Raw genomic sequence first — 22793 nt, 5'->3', positions numbered from 1 at the left:
GCTTCGCCCTTGCAACAGTTGCACTGGGGGGCGCGAGGGGATAGGTCAAAGGCCGTTTCAATGACCTGGGCGCGACCACCATGAACCGTACCCTTGTGGTGGCGGCGGCGAGCGTCGTCATCGGGATCCTGGTGCTCGCGCTGAAGACCGGGGCGTGGTGGGTCACCGGCTCCGTGGCGCTTCTGTCCGACGCGCTGGAGAGCATCATCAATGTGGCGGCCTCGCTGGCCGCCCTGGTGGCGCTCAACATCAGCCAGCGCCCCGCCGACGACAACCACCAGTATGGCCACCACAAGGCCGAATACATTTCCGCCGTGCTGGAAGGCGTGCTCATCGTGGTGGCCGCAGGCTCCATCCTGCGGGAATCCTATTACGGCCTTCTGGACCCGCGCCTGCCAGACCAGCCCTATCAGGGCATGCTGCTGAACGGCATCGCTACAATCATCAACGCCGTCTGGTGCGTGGTGCTGCTGCGGTCGGGCCGCAAATGGCGCTCGCCCGCCTTGGTGGCGGACGGCAAGCATCTGATGACCGACGTGGTCACCTCCGGGGGCGTGCTGGCGGGCTTCGTGCTGGTGCCCATCACCGGCTGGCCCATGCTGGACCCGCTGCTGGCGGGCATTGTCGCCCTCAACATCCTGTGGACCGGCTGGACGCTCATGCGCGATTCGGTGGGCGGGCTCATGGATGCCGCCCCGCCGGCGGACGTGGTGGCGCGCATCCGCGAATTGGTCTCGCTCCATGCGGATGGCGCGCTGGAGGCCCACGATTTGCGCACCCGCCATGCGGGCCGCATGACCTTCGTGGAATTCCACCTGGTGGTGCCCGGAGAAATGACGGTGGCCGCCGCTCACGAGATCTGCGACCGCATCGAGAGCGCGTTCGAGGCGGACATGGAGGACATGGTCATCACCATCCATGTGGAGCCGGAAGCCGAGGCCAAGCACAAGGGCGTGGTGGTGCTCTGACAGGACCGGCACCGTGGCGCTTTCCACAAGGGCCGCGCTGGCCTAAGGCTTGAGCCATGCCCACTCCCGCTTCCGCTCCCTCCTTTCCCGATCTGGTCCCGGCTCTGTCCGCCGCCTTGCCCTCGCTCCGGGGCAAGCTGACGGCCAATGAGCCGCTGGCGAACCTCACCTGGTTCCGCGTCGGCGGTCCGGCGCAGGTGCTGTTCGCCCCGGCGGACGAGGACGACCTGGCCTATGCGCTCGCCGGCTTTCCCGCCGACCTGCCGGTGACCGTGATCGGGCTCGGCTCCAATCTCATCGTGCGTGATGGCGGCGTGCCGGGCATCGTGATCCGGCTGGGGCGCGGCTTTTCCGAGATTGTAGTTGAAGGCACCCGTGTGCGCGCCGGGGCCGGCGTGCCCGACGTGAAGGTGGCGCGGGCGGCGGCGGATGCGGGGCTGAAGGGCCTCGCCTTCCTGCGCGGCATTCCCGGCGCCATCGGCGGGGTGCTGCGCATGAATGGCGGCGCCTATGGCGGGGAAACCAAGGACGCCCTCGTCTCCTGCCGCGCCGTCTCCCGCGACGGGCGCGTCCATACCCTCACCAACGCCGACATGGGCTTCACCTATCGCCATTGCGACGTGCCCGACGACTATATCTTCACCGAGGCCCTGTTCCGCTGCGAGCCCGGCGACCCGGCCGAGATCGCGGCGGAGATGGAGCGCATCACCTCGGCGCGCGAGGCCACCCAGCCCATCAAGAGCCGCACCGGCGGCTCCACCTTCAAGAACCCGCCGGGCCAGAAAGCCTGGCAATTGGTGGATGCGGCCGGCTGCCGGGGCTTGACGCTGGGCCGGGCGCAGGTGTCGGAACTCCACACCAATTTCCTCATCAATCTGGGCGGCGCCACCGCCGCCGAGATCGAGGGCCTGGGCGAGGAGGTCCGCCGGCGCGTCCTCGAGGCGTCGGGCATTCTCCTGGAATGGGAAATCAAGCGCATCGGCCTCGCCTGAGGCGCTCCGCCAAAAGATACCTGCAAATCTCCCCGATCCCGCTCTCCTCTTAGGGAATTGGAAGCAAGCGCTCCGCTCTAATGAGGCCCGACCCGCCGCGTCCCGTGGACGTGATTCCGCGCCGAGGACGCGGCGCGGGGGTGATTCGAAGGGCGATCATGGCGAAGCATGTGGCGGTTCTGATGGGCGGATGGTCCGCCGAGCGTGAGGTCTCCCTGCGCTCCGGCGCGGCCTGTGCCACGGCGCTGGAAGGCGCCGGCTACAAGGTCACCCGCGTGGACGTGAAGCGCGATGTCGCCGAGGAACTGGCCCGCCTGAAGCCCGACGTGGCCCTCAACGTGCTGCATGGCCGCCCCGGCGAGGACGGCACCATCCAGGGCATCCTGGAAATCCTGCGCATTCCCTATTCCCATTCCGGCGTGCTCGCCTCCGCCCTCGCCATGGACAAGGCCCAGGCCAAGATCGTGATGGCGGCGGCCGGCGTGCCCGTCGCCGCCGGCCGCGTGGTCTCCCGCGCCGAGGCCGCCAAGGCCCATGTGATGGAGCCGCCTTATGTGCTGAAACCCGTGGCGGAAGGCTCCAGTGTCGGCGTCTTCATCGTCCGCGAGGGCCAGGAGCATCCGCCACAGGAACTGTTCCGGCCCGACTGGAAGCACGGGGAAATGCTGCTGGCGGAACGCTTTATCCCCGGCATGGAGCTCACTTGCGCAGTGATGGGGGACGAGGCCCTGGGTGTGATCGAGATCGAATCCACCCAGGCCTTCTACGATTATGAATCCAAATATGCGCCAGGCGGCTCCCAGCACATTCTTCCCGCGCGGGTTTTACCTGAAATTTACCAACAAGTGCGGATACTTACATTGAAGGCGCACAAGGCGCTCGGATGCCGGGGCGTCTCCCGTGCGGACTTCCGCTTCGATGATCGCACCGGCGATGCGAGCGGGCTGGTCTGCCTGGAGGTCAACACCCAGCCCGGCATGACGGAAACCTCCCTTGTGCCCGATTTGGCGGTCCATGCGGGCCATACGTTCAGCGAGCTTGTGACATGGATGGTCGAGGACGCGTCCCTGGACCGGTGAGCGGCCCCCGCGCCGACGCACCGACCCGCCGGCCGGCACGTCCGCCGGCCCCGCCCCGCGAACCGGCGCCCGCCAGCCGCACCGCTCTGTTCCTGCGGCGCATGACGGTGCGCCTGTCCTCCTCCCGGCTCGGCCGGCGCGGCGCGAGCCTGCTCGCGACCCTCGTCATCGGCGGCTTCACCGCCTATGGCGTGGTGCTGGGCGGCCATGTGGAGGAAGCACGGGAATTCGTGGTCGATCTGGGCGACGCGGCGGCGAACGTGGCCGGCTTCAAGGTGAAGCAGGTCAATCTGTCCGGCCAGAATCACGTCACCCCCCAGGAGATCCTGGCCACCGCCGGCATCAAGGCGACCACGTCCATCCTGTTCGTGGACGCGGATGCCACCCGCGCCGAACTGGAAACCTTGCCCTGGATCGCCAGCGCCTCGGTGCGCAAGATCTATCCGGACCGCATCGACATCGCGATCGTGGAGCGGGAGGCCTATGCGCTCTGGCAGATCAACGGCCAGATCAAGGTGATCGCCCGCGACGGCATGCCCATCGCGCCCTATTCGGATGATCCGCGCTACGTGAACCTGCCCATCGTGGTGGGCGAAGGGGCGGAAAAGCGCGTCGTCGAGATCGTCGAATCGCTCGCCCGGGTGCCCGCGCTGCGCGACCAGGTGCGCGCCGCCATCCTGGTGGCGGACCGGCGCTGGACGCTGAAGCTGCGCAACGGCATCGACGTGCGCCTGCCGGAGGATGGCCTCGATAAGGCCCTTCTCCAGCTCGCTGACCTCGACCGTGAAAAGCGGCTTTTGACCCGTGACATCACCATCGTCGACCTGCGCCTGCCCGACCGGGTGGTGGTCCGCCTGTCGGACGCGGCGGCGGAAGCCCGCATGCAGATGCTGAAAGCCAAGGCCAAGGCGAAGAAGGGAGGACCGGCGTGAGACATCGTCTGGCTCAGGGTTTCGCGCCGAAGATGCGCCCGATCGCCCCCAAGAAGAGCGGCATCATCGCGGTTCTCGATATCGGCACCAGCAAGATCGTCTGCGCCATTGCGCGGCTCAAACCCCGCGGCGCCTCCGACGTGCTGCGCCGGCGCACCCATTCCATCGACGTGCTCGGCATCGGCCACACCCGCGCCCATGGCGTGAAGGGTGGCGCCATCGTCGACATGGCCCGCGCCGAAATGGCCATTCGCCAAGCCGTCGACATGGCCGAGCGGGCCTCGGGGGTGCAGATCGCCTCGGTGATCCTCGGCGTCTCCGGCGCCCGGCTCGCTTCCCAGCATTACGAGGCGGCGGTGCGCCTGACCTCGCCGGCGGTGGAGGAGTTCGACATCCGCCGCGTGCTGGAAGCCGCCTCCACCTATGCGGTGGGCGACGGGCGGGCGGTGATGCACGCGCTCCCCGTGGGCTATTCGCTGGACGGGCGCGCCGGCATCGGCGAGCCGTGCGGCATGCTGGGCCGGGAACTCGGCGTCGACATGCATGTGGTCACGGGCGACCTGACCTCTTTGAAGAATCTGGTGCTCTGCGTGGAGCGCTGCCACCTGGGCATCGAGGCCATGGTGGCCGCGCCTTATGCCGCGGCCCTCTCCTCGCTCACCGACGACGAGATGGAACTGGGCGTCACGCTCATCGACATGGGCGCGGGAACCACCACCTTCTCCATCGTGTCCGGCGGCCACTGCGTCTACGTGGACGGCATCGCGGTGGGCGGCCAGCACATCACCAATGACGTGGCGCGCGGCCTGCCCGCACGACTTGCCGATGCCGAGCGGCTGAAATGCCTGCACGGCGCCGTGGTGGCGGTGTCCTCCGACGACCATGACATGCTCACCATCCCCCCGCTTTCGGGCGACGAGCGCGACCAGCCCAACATGGTGCCCAAGTCCCGCCTCGTGACCATCGTGAAGCCACGGGCAGAAGAGATCGTGGAACTGATTCGCGATCGCCTGAAGGCCTCCGGGCATGCGGGCGATGCGGGACGGCGGCTCGTCCTCACCGGCGGAGCCGCGCAATTGCAGGGACTTGCAGATCTGATGGGACGAATCATCGGTCCTCAGGTCAGAATCGGGCGTCCCCTCGGCGTCTCCCGACTGCCGGAAGCGGCGCGCGGCGCCGCCTTCGCGGTGGCGGCGGGCCTGATGGTCTATCCCCAGGTGGCGGGGCTCGAACATTTCGAGCCGCGGCGCCGGCAGGCGGTGGGCGCGGACGGGGGCACCTATTTCGGCCGCGTTGGACGCTGGCTGAGGGACAGCTTTTAGAGATGGTTAACGAGATTCGCCTTAACTGTTCGGCGAGCCTCGGATTCGGACGGCGGCACGGCGCTTCGGGCGCGACGGAGTGAGAAAATGTCGATCAACCTTCAGATGCCCGACATTCGGGAGTTGCGGCCCAGGATCACCGTGTTCGGCTGCGGTGGCGCCGGCGGCAACGCGGTGAACAACATGATCACCGCCGGTCTTACCGGCGTCGAGTTCGTGGTGGCCAACACCGATGCGCAGGCCCTGTCCCTCTCCAAGGCCGAGCGCCTGGTGCAGATGGGCGTCGCCGTGACCGAAGGTCTGGGCGCGGGCTCGCAGCCGGAAGTGGGCCGCGCGGCGGCTGAAGAGGTGATCGACGAGATCCGCGACCACCTGTCCGGCTCGCACATGGTCTTCATCACCGCCGGCATGGGCGGTGGCACCGGCACCGGCGCCGCCCCCGTCGTCGCCCGGGCTGCCCGTGAGCTCGGCATCCTGACGGTCGGCGTGGTGACCAAGCCCTTCCACTTCGAGGGCCAGCGCCGCATGCGCGTCGCCGAGCACGGCATCAACGAGCTTCAGAAGACCGTCGACACGCTGATCGTCATCCCGAATCAGAATCTGTTCCGCGTCGCCAACGAGAAGACCACCTTCGCCGACGCCTTCGCCATGGCGGACCAGGTGCTCTATTCGGGCGTTGCCTGCATCACCGACCTGATGGTGAAGGAAGGCCTCATCAACCTCGACTTCGCCGACGTGCGCGCCGTGATGCGCGACATGGGCAAGGCGATGATGGGCACGGGCGAGGCCTCCGGCGACAAGCGCGCCATCCAGGCGGCCGAGGCGGCCATCGCCAACCCGCTGCTGGACGAGACCTCCATGCGCGGCGCCGGCGGCCTGCTCATCTCCATCACCGGCGGCAACGACATGACGCTCTTCGAGGTGGACGAGGCGGCGACCCGCATCCGCGAGGAAGTGGATCCCGACGCCAACATCATCCTCGGCGCCACCTTCGACCAGTCGCTGGACGGCATCATCCGCGTGTCCGTGGTGGCCACCGGCATCGACCCGGCCGTCATCCCCGAGCAGATCCAGTATCGCGGCGAGAGCAGCCCCGACCTCCAGGGCCGCAAGATGTCCAATGCCGGCCGCGCCGCGGTGGAGGCCGCCCGCGAAACGCAGATCCGCAACGCCGTGGCATCCATCTCGGCTGAGGACCTGATGGCCCTCGACAGCCTCGCCGCCTCCGCGCCCGCCCCCACCACCCAACGGCCGATGGCTCCCGAGCCCGCGCCCCAGCAGGCCGTCGCCATTGACGACGTGACCATCCGCGCGGCGGCGCCGAAGCCGTCTTTTTTCGCCGAACCTGAGCCGCAGGCTCCGCCTCCACCGGCCCCGGTGGAAGACGAGTTTGCCCCCTACATCCCCCCGCAGGCCCAGCGGCCGCGCGCGCCCCGCATGCCCCGCGTGGACGAACTGCCCATGCCCGCCCAGAACCAGATCCGCGCCCAGCGCGGCGAGCCGCCGGTGGAGCAGAAGCGCATGACGCTGCTGCAGCGCCTCGCCCATGTGGGCATCGGCCGCCGCGAAGAGGAGCCGGAGCCCGCGCCCCAGCAGGCCCCCCGCCGCGACCAGCCCAGCATGCGCGGTCCGGATCCCCGCACCGCCCAGCGCCCGGCGGGCCGCCCCGGCGATCCGGTGTCGGAATTCGCCAAGCGTCCGGCCACCCGCCCCACGGCGGAGGTACCCACGCGCCATGCCCCCCAGGGCGGCCATGACGACGACCAGCTGGAGATTCCCGCCTTCCTGCGTCGCCAGGCGAACTGACCGCACGGCTCCGATTCGCTCACGGGGTCTGTAACACTGCCCTTGCGCCCGGACGAACATCCGGGCGCAAGTGTTTGATAACTAAAAATAAACGAAGTTCCTGCGTCGGTAACAGCCGGTAAGCAAGCGTGATTTGGCGCGGCGCAACAAGGCGACTAGGTTCACCCTCGAACCGATCAGTTCGCCGGCAGGGACACCCTCTTAGGATGACACCCATCAAGCACGGCGGATTTGGGATGGTGCGGTGAAACTTTAGGGGCGGAAGTGCGACGGCCAAGGCCGCGGCGGCTTCCGAGGCGGAATGGCTCGCGAGATGCAGACGACCCTGGCCGGAGAGGCCACGCTCAAGGGCGTGGGCGTTCACGGCGGCATCGAAGCCACCCTCACCCTGAAGCCCGCCCCCAGCGACACCGGTCTCGTCTTCGTCCGCACCTTCGCTGATCAGGCCCCCCGCAAGGTGGCCGTCTCCCGCCAGTCGGTGCAGGCCACGGAGCTGGCCACCGTGCTGGGCGACAAGTCCGGCATCCTGGTCTCCACCGTCGAGCATGCCCTGGCCGCCTTCACCGGCCTCGGCGTCGACAATGCGGTGATCGAGATCGACGGCCCGGAAGTTCCGATCCTCGATGGCAGCGCGGCCCGCTTCGTGGAGGCCATCGAGCAGGCCCGCGTGGTGGAGCTTCCCGCCCGCCGCAAGTATCTCAAGGTGTTGAAGCCCATCCGGATCGAGGCCGGCGCCTCCTTCGGCGAGTTGCTCCCCTATGATGCGGGCTTCCGCCTCGAAGTGGAGATCGAGTTCGCCAATGCGCTCATCGGCCGCCAGCGCTTCGCCGCCAATCTCACGCCTGCCGTGTTCCGCAAGGACCTGGCCGCCGCCCGCACCTTCGGCTTCCTGAAGGACGTGGAGCGCCTGCGCGCCGCCGGCTATGCCCGCGGCGCCTCCCTCGACAACACGGTCTGCGTGGGCGACGACGGCATCCTCAACGAGGACGGCCTGCGCTTCTCCGACGAATTCGTGCGCCACAAGGCCATGGACGCGGTGGGCGACCTGACGCTCGCCGGCCTGCCGCTCCTGGCGCGCTACCGCTCCTTCCGCGGCGGCCACAAGCTGAACTTCCAGGTGGTGGACGCGCTCCTTGCCGACCGTTCGGCCTTCGCCATTGTCGAGGCCCCTGCCCGTGCCCGCCGCGAAGGTGCGGAACTGGCCATTGGCAGCCCGGTCCTGGCCTTCGCCCCCGAGCTGTGATCGCCCGTCGCCCTCCGCGACCCCTGACCTTTCTCCAGAACCGGCCGACCTTCCCAGGTGCGGCCGGTTTTGCATTTCTGCGGCCACAGTGGACTTTCGTTCTGCCGGATTCCCGCGTATTTGCCTTCTCTTCATGGATGGGCGCCACAATGCCGTCCGAAAGCCCCGTTAGCGGGCTAGATGCGCGAGGGGTGTGGGACAGCCGTGCTGTGCCGCCGCGCGCATCTGGACCGCGGGCTGGTCGGACCGGGGGGCGGGACGCCCGGCACGGGGTTCTGGATGGGGTGAGGGTCGAGATGGCCGCCAGTGCGGCGTGCCTGTCGGCTCGACATTGAGGCGGACGTTCCGGTGGCACCAGGTTTGGGGCCGGCGCCGGACGCCAGCCAGCGATTGGAATTGGATCTTCACGTGATGCGCCTGTTCTTCGACGCCGCCTCCCTGCGCACCCTGCCTCTTCGCACCTTCGGCCAGCGCACATTCGGCCTGCTCGGTGCCGTCCTGGTGGCGGCCAGCCTTTCCGCCTGCGCCAGCAACAAGGAAGAGATCATCCCGCCCGACGAGCCGGCGGAGAAGATCTACAATGAGGGCCTGACCCTCATGAACAAAGGCGACCTGACTGGCGCTGCCCAGCGCTTCGAGGATCTGGACAAGACCCATCCCTATTCGGAATGGGCCCGCAAGGCGCTCCTGATGGACACCTATGTCTATTACGAGGCCGGCAAGTATGACGAGGCCATTGGCGCCGGTAAGCGCTATTTGACGCTCCATCCCGGCTCGGCCGATGCCGCCTATGCCTCCTATCTGGTGGCCTCGGCCTATTATGACAACATTCCCGACGTCACCCGCGACCAGCGCGCCACCCGTCAGGCGCTCGACGCACTCGACGACGTGATCCGTAAATATCCCAACACCGAATATGCCGCCGCCGCCCGCAAGAAGGCGGAGGTCGCCCGCGACCAGCTGGCCGGCAAGGAAATGGTGATCGGGCGCTACTATCTGGAACAGCGCAATTATGTGGGTGCCATCAACCGCTTCAAGGTGGTGGTGACGCAGTACCAGACCACCCGCCAGGTTGAAGAGGCGCTGTTCCGCCTGACCGAGGCCTATATGGCCATGGGCATCGTCAATGAGGCGCAGACGGCGGCGGCGGTTCTGGGCTACAATTTCCCTGACAGTCCGTGGTACAAGGACGCCTACAAGCTGGTCCAGGCCGGCGGCGTGCTGCCGCAGGAAAACAAGGGCTCCTGGATCAGCCAGGCATTCAAGAAAATGGGCCTCGGCTGACCTGCCATGCTGTCCTCTCTCTCGATCCGGGACATCGTTCTGATCGAGAAGCTTGATCTCGCGCTTTCGGACGGCCTCACCGTCCTGACCGGCGAGACCGGCGCCGGCAAATCCATCCTGCTCGATTCGCTCTCTTTGGCCCTCGGCGGCCGGGGCGATGGCGGCTTGGTGCGCCATGGCGAGAGCAAGGGACAGGTCACGGCCGTCTTCGACCTGCCCCTCGACCATCCGGCCCGCGCCTTGCTGGCGGAGGCGGAGATCCCCTCCGACGAGGGCGAGATCGTCATCCGCCGGGTGCAGATGGCCGATGGGCGCACCCGCGCCAGCATCAACGAACAGCCTGTGAGCGTGCAGACCTTGCGGGTGCTGGGCACCCTGCTGGTGGAGCTGCACGGCCAGCATGCGGACCGCGCCTTGGTGGAGCCGGCGAGCCACCGCGCGCTGCTGGACGCCTTCGGGGGCCTCGCCCCCGCTGCTGCCGAGGTGAGCCGGCTCTGGCGCACCTGGCGGGACACCCGCGAGGAGGCCGAAGCCGAGCGGGCCAGGCTCGACGCCGCCGCGCGCGATGCCGACTATATCCGCCACGCCGTGGAGGAATTGACCACGCTGGGTCCCGAGCCCGGCGAGGAGACCGCCTTGTCCGAGCGGCGCACCCATATGATGCGCTCGGAGAAGATGGCGGCGGACCTGTCCGACGCGCTGGAAGCGGTGGGCGGCCCGGGCTCGCCCATTCCCGGCCTTGCGGCCGCCGTGCGGCGGCTGGAACGGCGGGCCGGCGAGGCGCAGGAATTGGTGCGCCCGGCGGTGGAGGCCATCGACCAGGCGCTCGACCATCTGGAAAGCGCCCGCGCCCATCTGGAAGCCGCGCTCGCCGATGCGGATTTCGACCCGCGCGAACTGGAGCGCATTGAGGAGCGCCTGTTCGCCCTGCGCGCCGCCGCGCGCAAATATGGCAGCACCATTGAGGACCTGCCGGGCGTCGCCGAGCGCTTCACCGCCCAATTGGCCGCCCTCGACCGGGGCGCGGCCCGGCTCGACCAGCTGGAAAAGGCAGTCGCAGCCGCCGAGGCCGCCTTCCGCGCCGCCGCCGCACGCCTTTCCAAGGCCCGTCAGGCCACGGCCAAGCAATTGGCCGAGGCGGTGAATGCCGAGCTTCCGCCGTTGAAGCTGGAACGGGCCACCTTCTCCGTGGAGGTGGGCGCCGACACCGGCCAGCCGGGCCCGGACGGCTATGACCGGGTGGAATTCTGGGTGCGCACCAATCCCGGCACGCGCCCCGGCCCCATGATGAAGGTGGCCTCCGGCGGCGAGCTGGCGCGCTTCCTCCTGGCACTCAAGGTGGTTCTGGCGGATCGCGGATCGGCCCCCACCCTCATCTTCGACGAGATCGACACCGGGGTGGGCGGCGCGGTGGCAGATGCCATCGGCCAGCGCCTCGCGCGCCTCGCCGGCCGGGTTCAGGTGCTGGCGGTGACCCATGCCCCGCAGGTGGCGGCCCGCGCCGGCCATCATCTGCTGATCGCCAAGGGGCACGACCAAGCCAAGGGCGGCAAGGTGAGCCGCGATGCGCCGGTGGCCACCCGCGTCACACGTCTCGACAGTCCGAGCCGCCGGGAAGAAATCGCCCGCATGCTGGCGGGTGCCAACATCACAGACGAAGCCCGCGCCGCCGCCCAGCGGCTGCTGGGGGTGGACAGCTAAGGCCTTTTCGCGAATCGGGAACCGGTACGCGTGAAGGACATGCGTGAAAGCAAAGAGCGAGAGCCCGCAGAGGCCCTGTTCAGCCGGAACGTCCGAGGCGGGCGGCGGTTCGCAAACCTATCCCGCCAGCGCCGCGATCACCGCATTGAGCACGGGAAAGCCGGCAGGGGTCACCGCCAGCCGGTCGCCGTTCCGGCGCACCAGCCCTTCGGACGCCAGGAGCGCGATCTGCCCCGCATCCAGCGGCCGGCCGGAGAGGCGGGCGTAGCGCGTGAGGTCGATGCCCTCTGACAGGCGCAGGCCCATCAGCAGCATTTCGTCCGCCTGCTCGGCGAGGTCCAGGGTCTCCTGCGAGACCATGCCGTGGCCATCCCGCTCCACCGCCTCCAGCCACCACTCGGGCAGGCGCTCCGTGAAGGTGGCGACGCGCGCCCCGTCCACCGCCAGCCGGCCATGGGCTCCGGGGCCGATGCCGGCATAGGTGCCATAGCGCCAATAGACCAGATTGTGCCGCGCCTGCGCCCCCGGCCGGGCATGGTTGGAAATCTCGTAGGCGGGAAGACCCGCCTCCGCCGTGATCTCCTGCGTCACGTCCCACAAGGCGCGGGCATGGTCGTCATCGGGGATGAGAAGCTTTCCGGCGGAATAGAGCTTCTCATACATGGTGCCCGGCTCGATGGTGAGCTGGTAGAGCGAGAGATGCTCGCAGCCCTCGGCGATGGCGCGCCTGAGCTCTTGCGCCCAGTCCTCCGGTGTCTGGTCCGGGCGGGCATAGATGAGGTCGAAGGACACGCGCGGGAAGGCGGCGCGGGCGATGGCGACGGCTTTGAGCGCCTCATCCACCGAATGCATGCGTCCGAGCTTTTTGAGATCCTCAGGCACCAGCGACTGCACGCCCAGCGACACCCGGTTGACCCCAGCGGATCGATAGCCGGCAAATCGCTCCGCTTCCACGCTGGTGGGATTGGCCTCCAGCGTGATCTCCACGTCATCGGTGAGCGGCCAGGCGGCGTTCACCGCCTCCAGGATGGCCGCCACGGTCGCCGGCGCCATCAAGGACGGCGTGCCGCCGCCGAAGAACACGCTCTGCCCCGCCCGCGGCCCGGACAGCGCCCGCATGTGCGCGATCTCGCGCCGGAAGGCGGCGACGAAGCGCGCCTGGTCGGGCGGGGCGTGCCGCACATGGCTGTTGAAGTCGCAATAGGGGCATTTGGCCAGGCAAAAGGGCCAATGCACATAGACCCCGAAGCCGCCCGCCGTATCCTGCGCGGGGTGAAGGGAGAGCGCGCTCACCCTTCCAGGCACGCCTGCGCCAGCTTGCGGAAGGCCCGCGCGCGATGGGAGAGGCCGAAGCCCAAGGGTGGCATGGAATGCTTCTCCTCGGCCGTCATCTCCGCGAAGGTGCGGTCATGGCCCTCCGGTACGAACATGGGATCGTAGCCGAAGCCCTTGGCGCCGCGCACCGGCCACACCAGCGTGCCCGACACCACGCCCTCGAACTCCTCCAGGTGGCCGTCCGGCCAGGCGATGCAGAGCGCCGAGACGAAGCTGGCGGTGCGCTGCTCGGGTGTGGTGGCGCCACGGGTGATGAGCAGGGCCTGCACATTCTGCATGGCCAGCTCGAAGTCCTTGTCGGGACCGGCCCAGCGGGCGGTATAGATGCCGGGCTGGCCGCCCAGCGCGTCCACGCACAGGCCGCTGTCATCGGCGAAGGCGGGCAGGTCCGCCGCCTTCGCCGCCGCCACGGCTTTGAGCCGCGCATTCTCGGCGAAGGTGACGCCGGTCTCCTCCGGCTCGGGCAGGCCGAGCTCGCCGGCCGAGACCGCCTCCACGCCGTACGGCTCCAGCAGCATGCGCATTTCGATGAGCTTGCCGGGATTGTGGGTGGCGACCACGAGGCGACCGGTGAGACGGCGGTGGGACATCAGGCGATGGCTTCCTTCTGGAGCGCGACCAGGCGGTCGATGCCGGTGCGGGCGAGACCCAGGAGCGACAGGAGTTCGTCCTGGCTGAAGGGGGTCTTCTCGGCCGTGCCCTGGATCTCCACGATGCCGCCGGTTCCTGTCATGACGAAATTGGCGTCGGTCTCCGCCTTGCTGTCCTCGGCATAGTCGAGGTCCAGCACGGGCGTCCCGTTATAGATGCCGCAGGACACCGCCGCCACATGCTGGCGCAGCGGGATCTCCTTGACCATGGAGCGGGCATGCATCCAGGCAAGGCAGTCATAAAGGGCGATCCAGGCGCCGGTGATGGCGGCGGTGCGGGTGCCGCCATCGGCCTGGAGCACGTCACAGTCCAGCGTGATCTGGCGCTCGCCAAGGCCGACGAGGTCGGTGACCGTGCGCAGCGAGCGGCCGATCAGGCGCTGGATCTCCTGGGTGCGGCCGGAGGGCTTGCCCTGGGTGACCTCGCGGCGGGTGCGCTCCAGGGTGGCGCGGGGCAGCATGGAATATTCCGCCGTCACCCAGCCCCGGCCCTGGCCCTTCAGCCACGGCGGCAGGCGCTCTTCCAGGGTCGCGGCCACCAGCACGTGGGTGTCGCCGAACTTGACGAGGCAGGACCCTTCCGCATGGCGCATCACGCCCCGCTCGAAGGAAACGGGACGCATCTCGTCGGCGGCGCGTCGGCTGGGGCGCATTCGTCTGTCCAATCCGTGGTGAAACTGGGCGCCGGTTGTAGGGGCGGGGAGGCGCGGGGGCAAGGGGGCGACAAGGGGGAGCCGCGTTTCAGGCGTTGAGCGCAGCGCAGGGCAGCCATTAAGATGGAGGTTCGCACCCTGCGGGAATGGGAGCCGATGTTCGAGCACAGATGGGGCCGGCGTCTGATCCTGGTCTTTGGCCTGGCCGTGATCCTCCTCGCCTTCGTCTTTTTCGGGTACCAGCTGTGGTCGAGCATGGTGCACGGCACCGTCTATGGCGGCCCGCGCAGGCACATGAGATGGATCACCCTTCAGGACGATCCGCTCCAGTTCGCCGCGGCGGTCTCCGACGCGCTCTATATGCTTGTCATTCTCCTTGGCGGTGGGCTTCTGGCTGCCTATCTCATCCGGAAAGGGAGAAAGGACAGCGCGGATTGGATCACCTGGAAGGCCCGGCGCCAGCGTCCGCCGCTGGTGGACGGCACCCGCATCTGCCGCGCACCCACGCCCGCGCCGCACCCCTTGCCGCCCCCTCCCCTGAACCCGGAATGACCGCATTGCCCTTGAACCCGTTCATTCCCCCAAATTCCGCCGCCCTCGCCCAGCTGGACGAGCGCTCGCGGGAAATCTTCCGCCAGATCGTGGAGAGCTATCTCGCCACCGGCGAACCGGTGGGCTCGCGCAATCTCTCGCGCATCATCCCCATGACGCTCTCCCCCGCCTCGGTGCGCAATGTGATGGCGGACCTGGAGGCGGCGGGGCTCATCTATGCCCCCCACACCAGCGCCGGGCGCCTGCCCACCGACCAGGGCCTGCGCTTCTTCGTGGATGCGCTGCTGGAGATCGGCGACGTCAACGAGCGCGACCGCAAGAGCATCGAGACCCAGGTGGCCGCCGCCGCCAAGGGCTATTCGGTGGAGGGCATTCTCAGCGAGGCGTCCGCACTCCTCTCTGGCCTTTCGCGCGGGGCAGGCGTGGTGACCGCCACCAAGAGTGACCCGCGCCTCAAGCATGTGGAATTCGTGGCCCTCGACCCGCGCCGGGCGCTGGTGATCCTGGTGTCCGAGGACGGGCAGGTGGAAAATCGCGTCCTACCCTTGCCGGCGGGCCTGCCCGTCTCGGCCCTGGTGGAGGCGACCAATTTCCTCAATGCCCGGGTGCGCGGCCGCACGCTGGGCGAGGCGCGCACCGAGATGGAGGCGCAGACCGCGCAGCTCCGCCGTGAGCTGGACGAGCTGACCGCCCGGGTGGTGGAGGAGGGCTTTGCCTCCTGGTCCGGCGGGGATGCGTCCGAACGCCGCCTCATCGTGCGCGGGCAGGCCAAGCTCCTGGAGGATCTGCGGGCGCTGGAGGACCTGGAGCGCATCCGCCTGCTGTTCGACGATCTGGAGGCGAAAAGCGAGGTGGTGGACCTGCTGGGCCGTGCGGAAGAGGCGCAATCCATGCGCATTTTCATCGGCTCGGAGAACAAGCTGTTCTCCATGTCCGGCTCCTCGACCATCGTCGCGCCCTATCGCGACGGGCAAGGCCGGGTGGTGGGCGTGCTGGGCGTGATCGGCCCCACACGGCTCAATTACGGCCGCATCGTTCCCATGGTGGACTTCACCGCGCGGGTGGTCAGCCGCATTCTGGGAGCGCCCGGGTCCGACTCCGCTTGATTTTTGTCCCCACGATGCCGATATGCGGTTCAAATGGAGGCCGGCCCCCGGCGGGTCGGCATGTGACGTGACGAGGACAGCGTGATGAGCGAGCAGGGTGGCGCGAGCGACAACAATCGCACCAATCCGGCTGCGGACCCGGAAATTGCCGACATGCAGGAACTGGCATCCGCGGCCGCCGACGGTTTCCATGCCGAGCGCGAGCGTCTGGCGGCCGAGGTGGCGGCTTTCAAGGACAAGTATCTGCGCGCCTTCGCTGAGGCGGAGAATATCCGCCGCCGGGCCGAGCGCGAGATTGCCGACGCCAAGACCTATGGCGTGACGTCCTTTGCCCGCGACGTGCTGAACGTGGCGGATGATCTCGCCCGGGCGCTCGGCGCGGTGGAGACCGAGGTGAAGGAGAAGGCCGAGGGCGGCGTGAAGTCGCTCCTGGACGGCCTCGAATTGACCGAGCGCAGCCTTTTGAAGGCGCTGGAAAAGTATGGCGTGCGGCGGATCGAGCCCAAGGGTCAGAAATTCGACCCCCATCTCCATCAGGCCATGTTCGAGATCCCCGACGAGACCGTCCCCTCGGGCACGGTGCTCCAGGTGGTGCAGGCCGGCTATGTGATCGGCGACCGCGTCCTGCGCCCCGCCATGGTGGGCGTCTCTCGCGGCGGTCCCAAAGCCCCCCGCGAGGAGCCCGCCGAGGCCAAGGGCGATGCGGGCGAGGCCGACAAGGCCTGAGCCTTTTTGTTTCTGGACGTGTGCGACGGCCGGGCTTTACCCGGCCGTTTGCGTTTGGAGAAGCGTTCTGGCCGTTTCCCCCGCCCAGACCCCTCCCCTCCATTTCCCCCTCCCCCACCCTCCCCCGCTTTGCGGGAGAGGGGGCCTGTGGCGCTGGGGGAAAGGTCGGGATGACGGACGCTGAGGCAGAGCAGGGCCACCGCCCCGACCGGGCGCACGCAAGTCCCCTCTCCCGCGAAGCGGGGGAGGGATAGGGAGGGGGCGAGGACGGACTCGGCCTCCCGTCGTAAGAAAAATATCCTAGACCATATTCCTATTTCCAGACACCTCTGTTATGGTGTTCCCACCTGGCACCAAGGAGGGGCGCGTCCGGAGCGGCCTGACGGGTGGTGTCGGGGGCGGGTGTCCGACGGGACGGGGACCCCAGCTGATACCCTGAACGAAGCCGTTGCCCTGACCGGTTGAACCCACCGCGCTCATCTTCGGAGCGGCCTCCCGATGACGTTCGGGTTCGTCGATGAGCATCGCGCTGTGTTGCCGGCTCGCGTGATGTGCGCGGCCATCGGGCTGTCGTCCAGCGGCTATTATGCCTGGCGCGCCCGGCCGGAGAGTTTGCGCGCACAGACCAACCGGGCGCTCACCGATGACATCCGGCTGATCCATGCGGAGAGCAGCGGGACCTATGGTGCACCCCGGATCCATGCGGTGCTGCGGGGGAGCGGTCGGCCCGTGGGCCGGTCCCGGATCGAGCGGCTGATGCGACGCGCCGGCATCCGGGGCCTCGCCACCGTGCCAAGGCGCACGCGGACGACCGACAGCCGCCATTCCTATCCGATCGCTCCCAACAGGCTCGCCCGCAACTTCATGACCTGCGCCCCGAACCAGATTTGGCTGGCGGATCTCACCTACATCCCCACAGGCGAAGGCTGGCTCACCCTTGCCGGCGTGCTCGACATGCACACCCGCAAGCTGGTCGGCTGGTCCATCCGCGAGACCTTGCACACCCAGATTGCGCTGGAAGCCCTCGCCATTGCCATCGCGCGTCAGAGGCCGGCACCCGGCCTGATCCACCATTCGGACCGCAGCATCCACCCAATACGCTTCCGAAGCCTATCGCGGGGCGCTTGCCACCGCGGGCATCACCCCATCCATGAGCCGCAAGGGCGATTGCTGGGACAATGCCCCCATGGAAAGCTTCTTTCACACCCTGAAAACCGAGCGGGTCCATCATCGCCTCTATGCCACCCGGGCCGAGGCGCGGCGGGATCTGTTCGGATACATCGAAGGCTTCTACAATTCCCGCCGTCTGCACTCGGCCATCGGCTACATCAGCCCGACCGAGATGGAACGCAGAGCGGCTTAACCCCGTCCACTTTTTCGGGGGAAGATCAGAGGTCTCGCCACGCGATACGATCGCCGCCCGGACAATTTCCTCGCTGCCCTCAAGCTCGCCGCAACACGCATCTGGATCAATGCATTATGCGTCCACTGCCTAGGTGTGAGCTTTCAATAGGTTGTCCATCCGGCGCGGCTCGAGGAAGCCGGGAAAATAGCTGCCCTTGCGCAGCTTGGCGATGCCAGCTTCACCGTTCCGGCGCGCGCCTCCCAATCCGTTCGCGGTAGCCGTTGCGCTGGGCAAGAGGGCCCGGTCTTTCTCGCCACAGGCCGCGCCCGTCATGGCGCCGACCTCCAGTTCCATCGGGGCTCTCGGCCGCAACGCCGATCATCTCGCGCAATGGGTCGGCGCCGGGGGAGTTCTCCCAGAGGTCGCGGAAGCTCATCATGCCCCTCGTCCTCAGTGGATCTTTCGGTCTGGCGTTGGTGTCAGCAACCAGACCCTAACCGAACATCCCCTGTGACCACCTTTGCCTCTGCCACTGCCTCTGCCTTCACCTACACCACATCACGGGGCACGATCAGCGGTCGCCCGTTGTTCGGCGGACAGATCTTCGATGAGATCCAAGATCACCCGATCAGCCGTCATCGCAAGGTGATCAAGCTCGGCATCAAACGTGCAAGGCCCATCCGCGAGGGCGCGCACCATTCGAGTATCGCGGACGAGGACGCCCGTGTCGAGCCAGTGGCGCAATTCCGCCTCATCCGGAAAGCAGCGCAGAAACGCGCGTTCAAGTGCGCCGGGTTCATCGAGCTCCCAGAGATAGCGCGTTTGCCAGGAAATTCCGCGATTCAGATCGGGATTCCGTTCAAAAACAGCACCGAATGCGGCAACCTTTTTGGCAAACTGATCAAAGCTGCGCAATGGATAATGGAAGATCATCGCCGACCCATTCGGCCTCGGCTGTAGTCTTTCCCCAGCGTGCGAGATAATTCCGTGCCCCGCCATCATGATCTCCCCCATCTCCTTGAGAAGGAAGACGACTTTGGGCCCAATTTTGACCATATGAACGGGATAATCGAACGTGATATCGCGATCCCCTCGGGTCACCTTGCTGCGGTAGTCTTCGGGGTGAAAGGGGCGACGGTTACGATAGATATGGGTCGTGGGCGCGCCGTCGGGTGAGCCGACCGCCGCGCGCGGCGCGAACATGTTGAAGCGCGGAGCGGTGATAACCGGCTCACTCCAATCGAGCTTGGCGAAGCTACCGGTCGTCAGATGCCAAAACTCGTCGCCATCGATTTGCACGACGATTTCGGCGCCCAGTTCGCGTACCCGCGCAAACAGGGCCGCATACCACTGCGACAATTCGATTGCCGCGTCGCGCGCATAGGTGAGAACCGTTAGTGGCAAACCCTCAGCGGTCAGGGCACGCAGGATGTCTGCCGTCGCATCAGCCGAACCATGATCCAAAATCACGAAATGATCGACGCCCAGGCGTGCATGATGCCTGATATTCGCCTCGATGATATCGCCTTCGTCGCGGATCATCATAATTGCCGCGACCCGCCGCGGTTCGATTTCTGTCGTCATTGCCGCGGCTCCAAAGCCTCTGAGAGGGGGGGCAGGGGATCGAACGCTTTGATCCGCTCGAACGCCGCTTCGGCTCGTGCGCGGCGACGCTCGGGCTCGAAAAGCCAAGCCCGGGCCACCTCGCCCGGATCCTCGGCCGCCGACCAATAGGCGCAAAGCCCGTCCAGATCCGGTTGGGCAACTGCAGGCGCTTCAGACAAGACGAAGGTGCGCAGATGCGCCATTTCCACCAGCCTCATCGGGCCGATGTGGGTAAAAGGGAGCGCACGCCCGAGGCTGAGCACGATTTTCGACCGCGCTGCACGGGCATTGCGCAGAAACAGCGGCGTAGCCTGTGAGGGCGTTTGCACCAGCACCGGCACCGTTTTCTCGATCCGCTCCAAAACGGCGGCGCGATGCGCATCGACATTGCCGAAGAAATAGAGGTCGATCGTCCTGTCGCCTTCGCTAATCACGCTTTCCGGTTCGAAGGTCTTTACGTAACCGGGCATGATCCGCCGAGAAAACACCCCTAGGCGCGCCATCTCCCGGGCACTTTCCTCAAAATAGGATAGAAAGAACCGGCAACGGTCGCGAAATTTTCGGGACCGATCGGCGAAAAGCCACGATGTCTCCGGCTTGAAATTCACCATACCAGCGGCGATGTACTCAACGTCGAAGACCCCATATTCACATGTGGAGGCCGCAATGCAGTCTATTTCTTGAGGCGTGAGATATTGAAGACCAATGATTATATTGAGAGCATTCGGCTCGAAAGAACGCGCTTCGATTGTCACCACATGCCCGATCTGGGTCAACCAATGAAGAAGGCTCGTATAGATATCCTCCTTCATGATGGTCCACTGGGGCGTGCGGTCGAAAACGACGATATGAACGCGCGACATTCGACGCCTTTTCGTTATTCGACGACGAAATAGCCGGGGCCGTTCAAGAACGGCACCCGCCGCAGCGCCAGACCGTTCAGCCCAAAGACCTCGCGCAGGGCCGTGGTCTCTCCGGGGAAGCCCGCATCGTTGATCTCGTCCAGCACAACCACGCTGCCGCGGGCGAGCCGAGGCTTGAGTGCCAGCAAGGCATCCCGCGTCGGGCTGAACAGATCCATGTCCAGATATGCCAGGGCTACAATCGTTTCCGGATGGGCTGCAAGATATCGCGGGAGGGTTTCCCGCACGTCTCCTGTCACGATTTCAAACTTACGCTTGTGCGACAGCGGCGCCATGCGCTCGCGTGCTGCGAGCACGCGTTCGAGATAGGCATCGTAGCCCACAGTGGTCCTTACGTTGCCCGGGCGGGCGTAGATGCTGTCACCATCCTCGACTGCCACGTCCACGAAGCCGGTGAAGGTGTCGAAGCCAATAATCCGACGGGAATAATGCGTCGGTTCATACAGCGTCCGGAGATTCATAAAAAAGGAGAGATTCTGGCCCCAGCGGCAACCGAACTCCATCACTACGCCGGGCATGCCAAGAATTTGCCGATAAAGATGATCCATGAACAGCGCACGACCCAAAACTAGATGGTCCATGTGCAGGCCAAGGTTATCCAGACGCTCACCCTTCGGAAGGGGCGCGGAATCGAACAAATCTGCCAATTCAGATCGCGCGACCTGCTCGCTCTCGCTCAATGCGCGGGTAAAGCCTAGCAAATTATCTTCGTTGAGATCCACTTGTGACTATCTCCTGATCGTTAAATAATAAAACGTCAGTCTACTGCAAGCACTGCGCGTCGCTAGACAATCGGGCTGCCAGTGTCAAGCGAATAATCGGTCTGGTTTGACGCTGCCCAAGCATCACCATCATTGTTCGATCAACCGGGCGCGAAATCGTGGGGGGTGGGGGGCGGAATAGCGGTTATTTGCCCCGGGCGTCGGCCGCGATTGCGGGATCGTAGTTTTGTGGCACGAAATCCAGTACATGGCATGCCCACCAGAGCTGCGGTTCATGGGAGATCCGCCGGCTGATCAACTTCAAATCTGGCATTGGCCCGTTTGGCTGTCCGGCGGATCGCTCATGGAAGATGTGAAAGCGTCCCTGCCTGTATTCACAAGTCGTTACGGTCCAGTTGGCACCGGTGGCACGCAATGCCGCCCAGGCCCCCCGCGCCAAAGGTGCGCGGCATGGGCCGGGCAGATCGACCATTATAGCGGGTCCAGTGGCCATGGTCCGATCGACAACCATGACGATATCTTCTCCAGAAAGTAATTTTTTGTAAACTTCGCGGATACTCTTATTGTTAAAAATCACACAACCCCCGTTGTTGCATATGCTCAAATTTTCATTTATTTTGTTATGAATTCTCGCTATCCACGGAGAAAGTCCTGGAATTCTATTGTAGACGTCGGATGTCATCCAGTTGAGCTTGATCCCGCCTTTCGATAGCCAGGCCACGCCGGGATAGAGCGAGCCGTAATGAAACATGAGATGCACCGTCCCACGCCGAACGCCGCCGGCGTGGTGCGCAGCTTCGTCCGGTACGGAAGGGGGCGGCAGACTGTCGACGAGGCGCGGCAAGGCCAGCCCCTCCCATTCCGCGCGCGAAAACTGGATATATCGCTCAAACAGCCAGAACAGCCGACGCCATGCCGGTTGCTCTGGCGCCAGACGGTGCAGCGCCCGCCAGGCCATGGGACGAACCGGATAGCGGCCCGTTCCGATCGACAGCCAGTCATAGCCCAGCCCGGCATGAATGACGCCGCGCACCGTCGCCCAGCCGCGACCAAGACCAAGGGGGAGACGATGCGCCACCCACATCAGCACCGCGGCATCCATGGCGATCAACTTTCCCTGAACCCAGGCACGCATCCAGACCGTCTCCCTGCATCGCCCAAGACCGCCGCGGACTGTCGGCGGTGTCTGGCGTCAGAACACTTGGCGCCGCGCGCATGCGGAAAAGAGGCGACTGCCCTCGGCTAAGGACCAACCAATCAGGTTTACGCGATCGTCGTAGCGGAGATGGATAAGGCTGAGAAGCCCGACCCGGAAAGTTGCATCACTTTCCCAGTGAGACAGGGCAGCCATTGATCGATCCCGCGCTGTTGCTACGAGCACGGTCCCCGCCTCACTTCTTTTTGTCGCGTGTGCCGCATTCAGCGTGCGTCTCCACAGGGCACCGGGGAGCCCTGCAGCAGCGGCGTATCAGGCAGCATTGAACGCACCTGGATAGCGCTGCACTTCCGCCCCCTGGGCGCGCAGCAAAGTTTCAAAATATACGATGGTCCGGACCAAGCCCTCGCGCAGCGGTACGGTCGGTACCCAGTCCAGTTGCGCCCGTACGAGGCGTATATCCGGCCGGCGTTGCTTCGGATCATCCTGCGGCAAGGGTCGCTCGACGATGACGGACCAGCGCATCCAGCACGAATCTGGCGTGCGGGGAGGGGGCGGGCGTTACCTGTTGCCCGTTCGAACGGCTGATGCAGGGCTCGGGCCTAGCCGGTGTTATCCCCGCGGCCGGCCGGTCCGCACGACCATCCCGGACAAATCGACGCCATGCCGACTTGACCGTGTGGGCCGGGTGTT

At 66.3% G+C, this 22793-nt stretch carries 20 protein-coding genes and 2 pseudogenes; 13 read left to right on the top strand and 9 right to left on the bottom strand.

The window, feature by feature from the left end:
• Positions 1–80: 80 nt before the first annotated feature.
• The 9 genes from J5J86_RS18320 to recN all read left to right on the top strand — a co-directional run bounded on the left by J5J86_RS18320 (position 81) and on the right by recN (position 11327).
• Positions 81–968 (top strand): cation diffusion facilitator family transporter, encoded by an 888-nt coding sequence (locus tag J5J86_RS18320; protein WP_209100560.1) that lies wholly within the window; start codon positions 81–83, stop codon positions 966–968.
• 56 nt (positions 969–1024) lie between these two features.
• On the top strand, positions 1025–1960 hold the full coding sequence (gene murB, locus J5J86_RS18315) for a UDP-N-acetylmuramate dehydrogenase (protein WP_209100559.1): 936 nt from the start codon (positions 1025–1027) through the stop codon (positions 1958–1960).
• A 158-nt stretch (positions 1961–2118) separates the two neighbouring features.
• Positions 2119–3039: a D-alanine--D-alanine ligase gene (locus J5J86_RS18310; RefSeq protein WP_209100558.1), complete on the top strand. Its 921-nt coding sequence runs from the start codon at positions 2119–2121 to the stop codon at positions 3037–3039.
• Positions 3036–3971, top strand: a complete 936-nt coding sequence (locus J5J86_RS18305; protein WP_247657692.1) for a cell division protein FtsQ/DivIB — start codon at positions 3036–3038, stop codon at positions 3969–3971. The genes J5J86_RS18310 and J5J86_RS18305 overlap by 4 nt, the downstream gene beginning before the upstream one ends.
• A 32-nt stretch (positions 3972–4003) precedes the next feature.
• Positions 4004–5293, top strand: a complete 1290-nt coding sequence (gene ftsA / locus J5J86_RS18300) for a cell division protein FtsA (RefSeq protein WP_209105447.1) — start codon at positions 4004–4006, stop codon at positions 5291–5293.
• A gap of 87 nt (positions 5294–5380) precedes the next feature.
• Entirely contained in the window at positions 5381–7099 is a 1719-nt protein-coding gene (gene ftsZ / locus J5J86_RS18295) for a cell division protein FtsZ (RefSeq protein WP_209100556.1), read from the top strand.
• 301 nt (positions 7100–7400) lie between these two features.
• A complete protein-coding gene (gene lpxC / locus J5J86_RS18290) occupies positions 7401–8342 on the top strand; it encodes a UDP-3-O-acyl-N-acetylglucosamine deacetylase (RefSeq protein WP_247657691.1) in 942 nt (313 codons plus the stop codon).
• A 411-nt stretch (positions 8343–8753) separates the two neighbouring features.
• On the top strand, positions 8754–9626 hold the full coding sequence (locus J5J86_RS18285) for an outer membrane protein assembly factor BamD (protein ID WP_209105445.1): 873 nt from the start codon (positions 8754–8756) through the stop codon (positions 9624–9626).
• Positions 9627–9632: 6 nt separating this feature from the next.
• The gene (gene recN / locus J5J86_RS18280) at positions 9633–11327 is read left to right on the top strand and encodes a DNA repair protein RecN (RefSeq protein ID WP_209100555.1); all 1695 of its coding nucleotides are present in this window, start codon (positions 9633–9635) and stop codon (positions 11325–11327) included.
• Between the two features lie 117 nt (positions 11328–11444).
• On the opposite strand, the gene hemW is transcribed toward recN, so the two are convergent.
• Genes hemW through rph form a run of 3 tightly spaced genes read right to left on the bottom strand, consistent with a single transcriptional unit; the run spans position 11445 to position 13965 of the window.
• Entirely contained in the window at positions 11445–12620 is a 1176-nt protein-coding gene (hemW, locus tag J5J86_RS18275; RefSeq protein ID WP_209100554.1) for a radical SAM family heme chaperone HemW, read from the bottom strand.
• A complete protein-coding gene (gene rdgB / locus J5J86_RS18270; protein ID WP_209100553.1) occupies positions 12617–13252 on the bottom strand; it encodes an RdgB/HAM1 family non-canonical purine NTP pyrophosphatase in 636 nt (211 codons plus the stop codon). Before rdgB ends, hemW begins: the two co-directional genes overlap by 4 nt.
• Positions 13252–13965 carry a ribonuclease PH gene (rph, locus tag J5J86_RS18265; RefSeq protein ID WP_209100552.1) on the bottom strand — a complete coding sequence of 238 codons (714 nt, stop codon included), beginning with the start codon at positions 13963–13965 and terminating at the stop codon, positions 13252–13254. Before rph ends, rdgB begins: the two co-directional genes overlap by 1 nt.
• A gap of 156 nt (positions 13966–14121) precedes the next feature.
• Between rph and J5J86_RS18260 the strand changes: the two genes are divergently transcribed.
• From J5J86_RS18260 to J5J86_RS18245, 4 genes and pseudogenes are all read left to right on the top strand, one after another.
• A complete protein-coding gene (locus J5J86_RS18260; RefSeq protein ID WP_209100551.1) occupies positions 14122–14517 on the top strand; it encodes a hypothetical protein in 396 nt (131 codons plus the stop codon).
• The gene (gene hrcA / locus J5J86_RS18255) at positions 14514–15623 is read left to right on the top strand and encodes a heat-inducible transcriptional repressor HrcA (protein ID WP_209100550.1); all 1110 of its coding nucleotides are present in this window, start codon (positions 14514–14516) and stop codon (positions 15621–15623) included. The genes J5J86_RS18260 and hrcA overlap by 4 nt, the downstream gene beginning before the upstream one ends.
• An 84-nt stretch (positions 15624–15707) precedes the next feature.
• Positions 15708–16349 (top strand): nucleotide exchange factor GrpE, encoded by a 642-nt coding sequence (grpE, locus tag J5J86_RS18250; protein ID WP_209100549.1) that lies wholly within the window; start codon positions 15708–15710, stop codon positions 16347–16349.
• Between the two features lie 471 nt (positions 16350–16820).
• A pseudogene (locus J5J86_RS18245) lies at positions 16821–17712 on the top strand (IS3 family transposase); the annotation flags it as partial.
• Between the two features lie 156 nt (positions 17713–17868).
• Here the strand turns inward: J5J86_RS18245 and J5J86_RS18240 are convergent.
• From J5J86_RS18240 to J5J86_RS18215, 6 genes and pseudogenes are all read right to left on the bottom strand, one after another.
• A pseudogene (locus tag J5J86_RS18240) lies at positions 17869–18133 on the bottom strand (transposase); the annotation flags it as partial.
• Between the two features lie 119 nt (positions 18134–18252).
• Positions 18253–19278, bottom strand: coding sequence for a glycosyltransferase family 2 protein (locus J5J86_RS18235; RefSeq protein WP_209100546.1), 1026 nt, complete (start codon positions 19276–19278; stop codon positions 18253–18255).
• Entirely contained in the window at positions 19275–20162 is an 888-nt protein-coding gene (locus J5J86_RS18230; RefSeq protein ID WP_209100544.1) for a hypothetical protein, read from the bottom strand. The genes J5J86_RS18235 and J5J86_RS18230 overlap by 4 nt, the downstream gene beginning before the upstream one ends.
• A gap of 14 nt (positions 20163–20176) precedes the next feature.
• Positions 20177–20944, bottom strand: coding sequence for a TylF/MycF/NovP-related O-methyltransferase (locus tag J5J86_RS18225; protein ID WP_209100542.1), 768 nt, complete (start codon positions 20942–20944; stop codon positions 20177–20179).
• Positions 20945–21128: 184 nt separating this feature from the next.
• A complete protein-coding gene (locus J5J86_RS18220) occupies positions 21129–22079 on the bottom strand; it encodes a hypothetical protein (RefSeq protein ID WP_209100540.1) in 951 nt (316 codons plus the stop codon).
• A gap of 333 nt (positions 22080–22412) precedes the next feature.
• The gene (locus J5J86_RS18215; protein ID WP_209100538.1) at positions 22413–22625 is read right to left on the bottom strand and encodes a hypothetical protein; all 213 of its coding nucleotides are present in this window, start codon (positions 22623–22625) and stop codon (positions 22413–22415) included.
• Positions 22626–22793 lie beyond the last annotated feature (168 nt).

The organism is Aquabacter sp. L1I39, from assembly GCF_017742835.1.
Lineage (GTDB): Bacteria > Pseudomonadota > Alphaproteobacteria > Rhizobiales > Xanthobacteraceae > L1I39.
The sequence above is the reverse complement of the archived record's forward strand: the minus strand, read 5'-3'. Positions and strand labels throughout refer to the sequence as shown.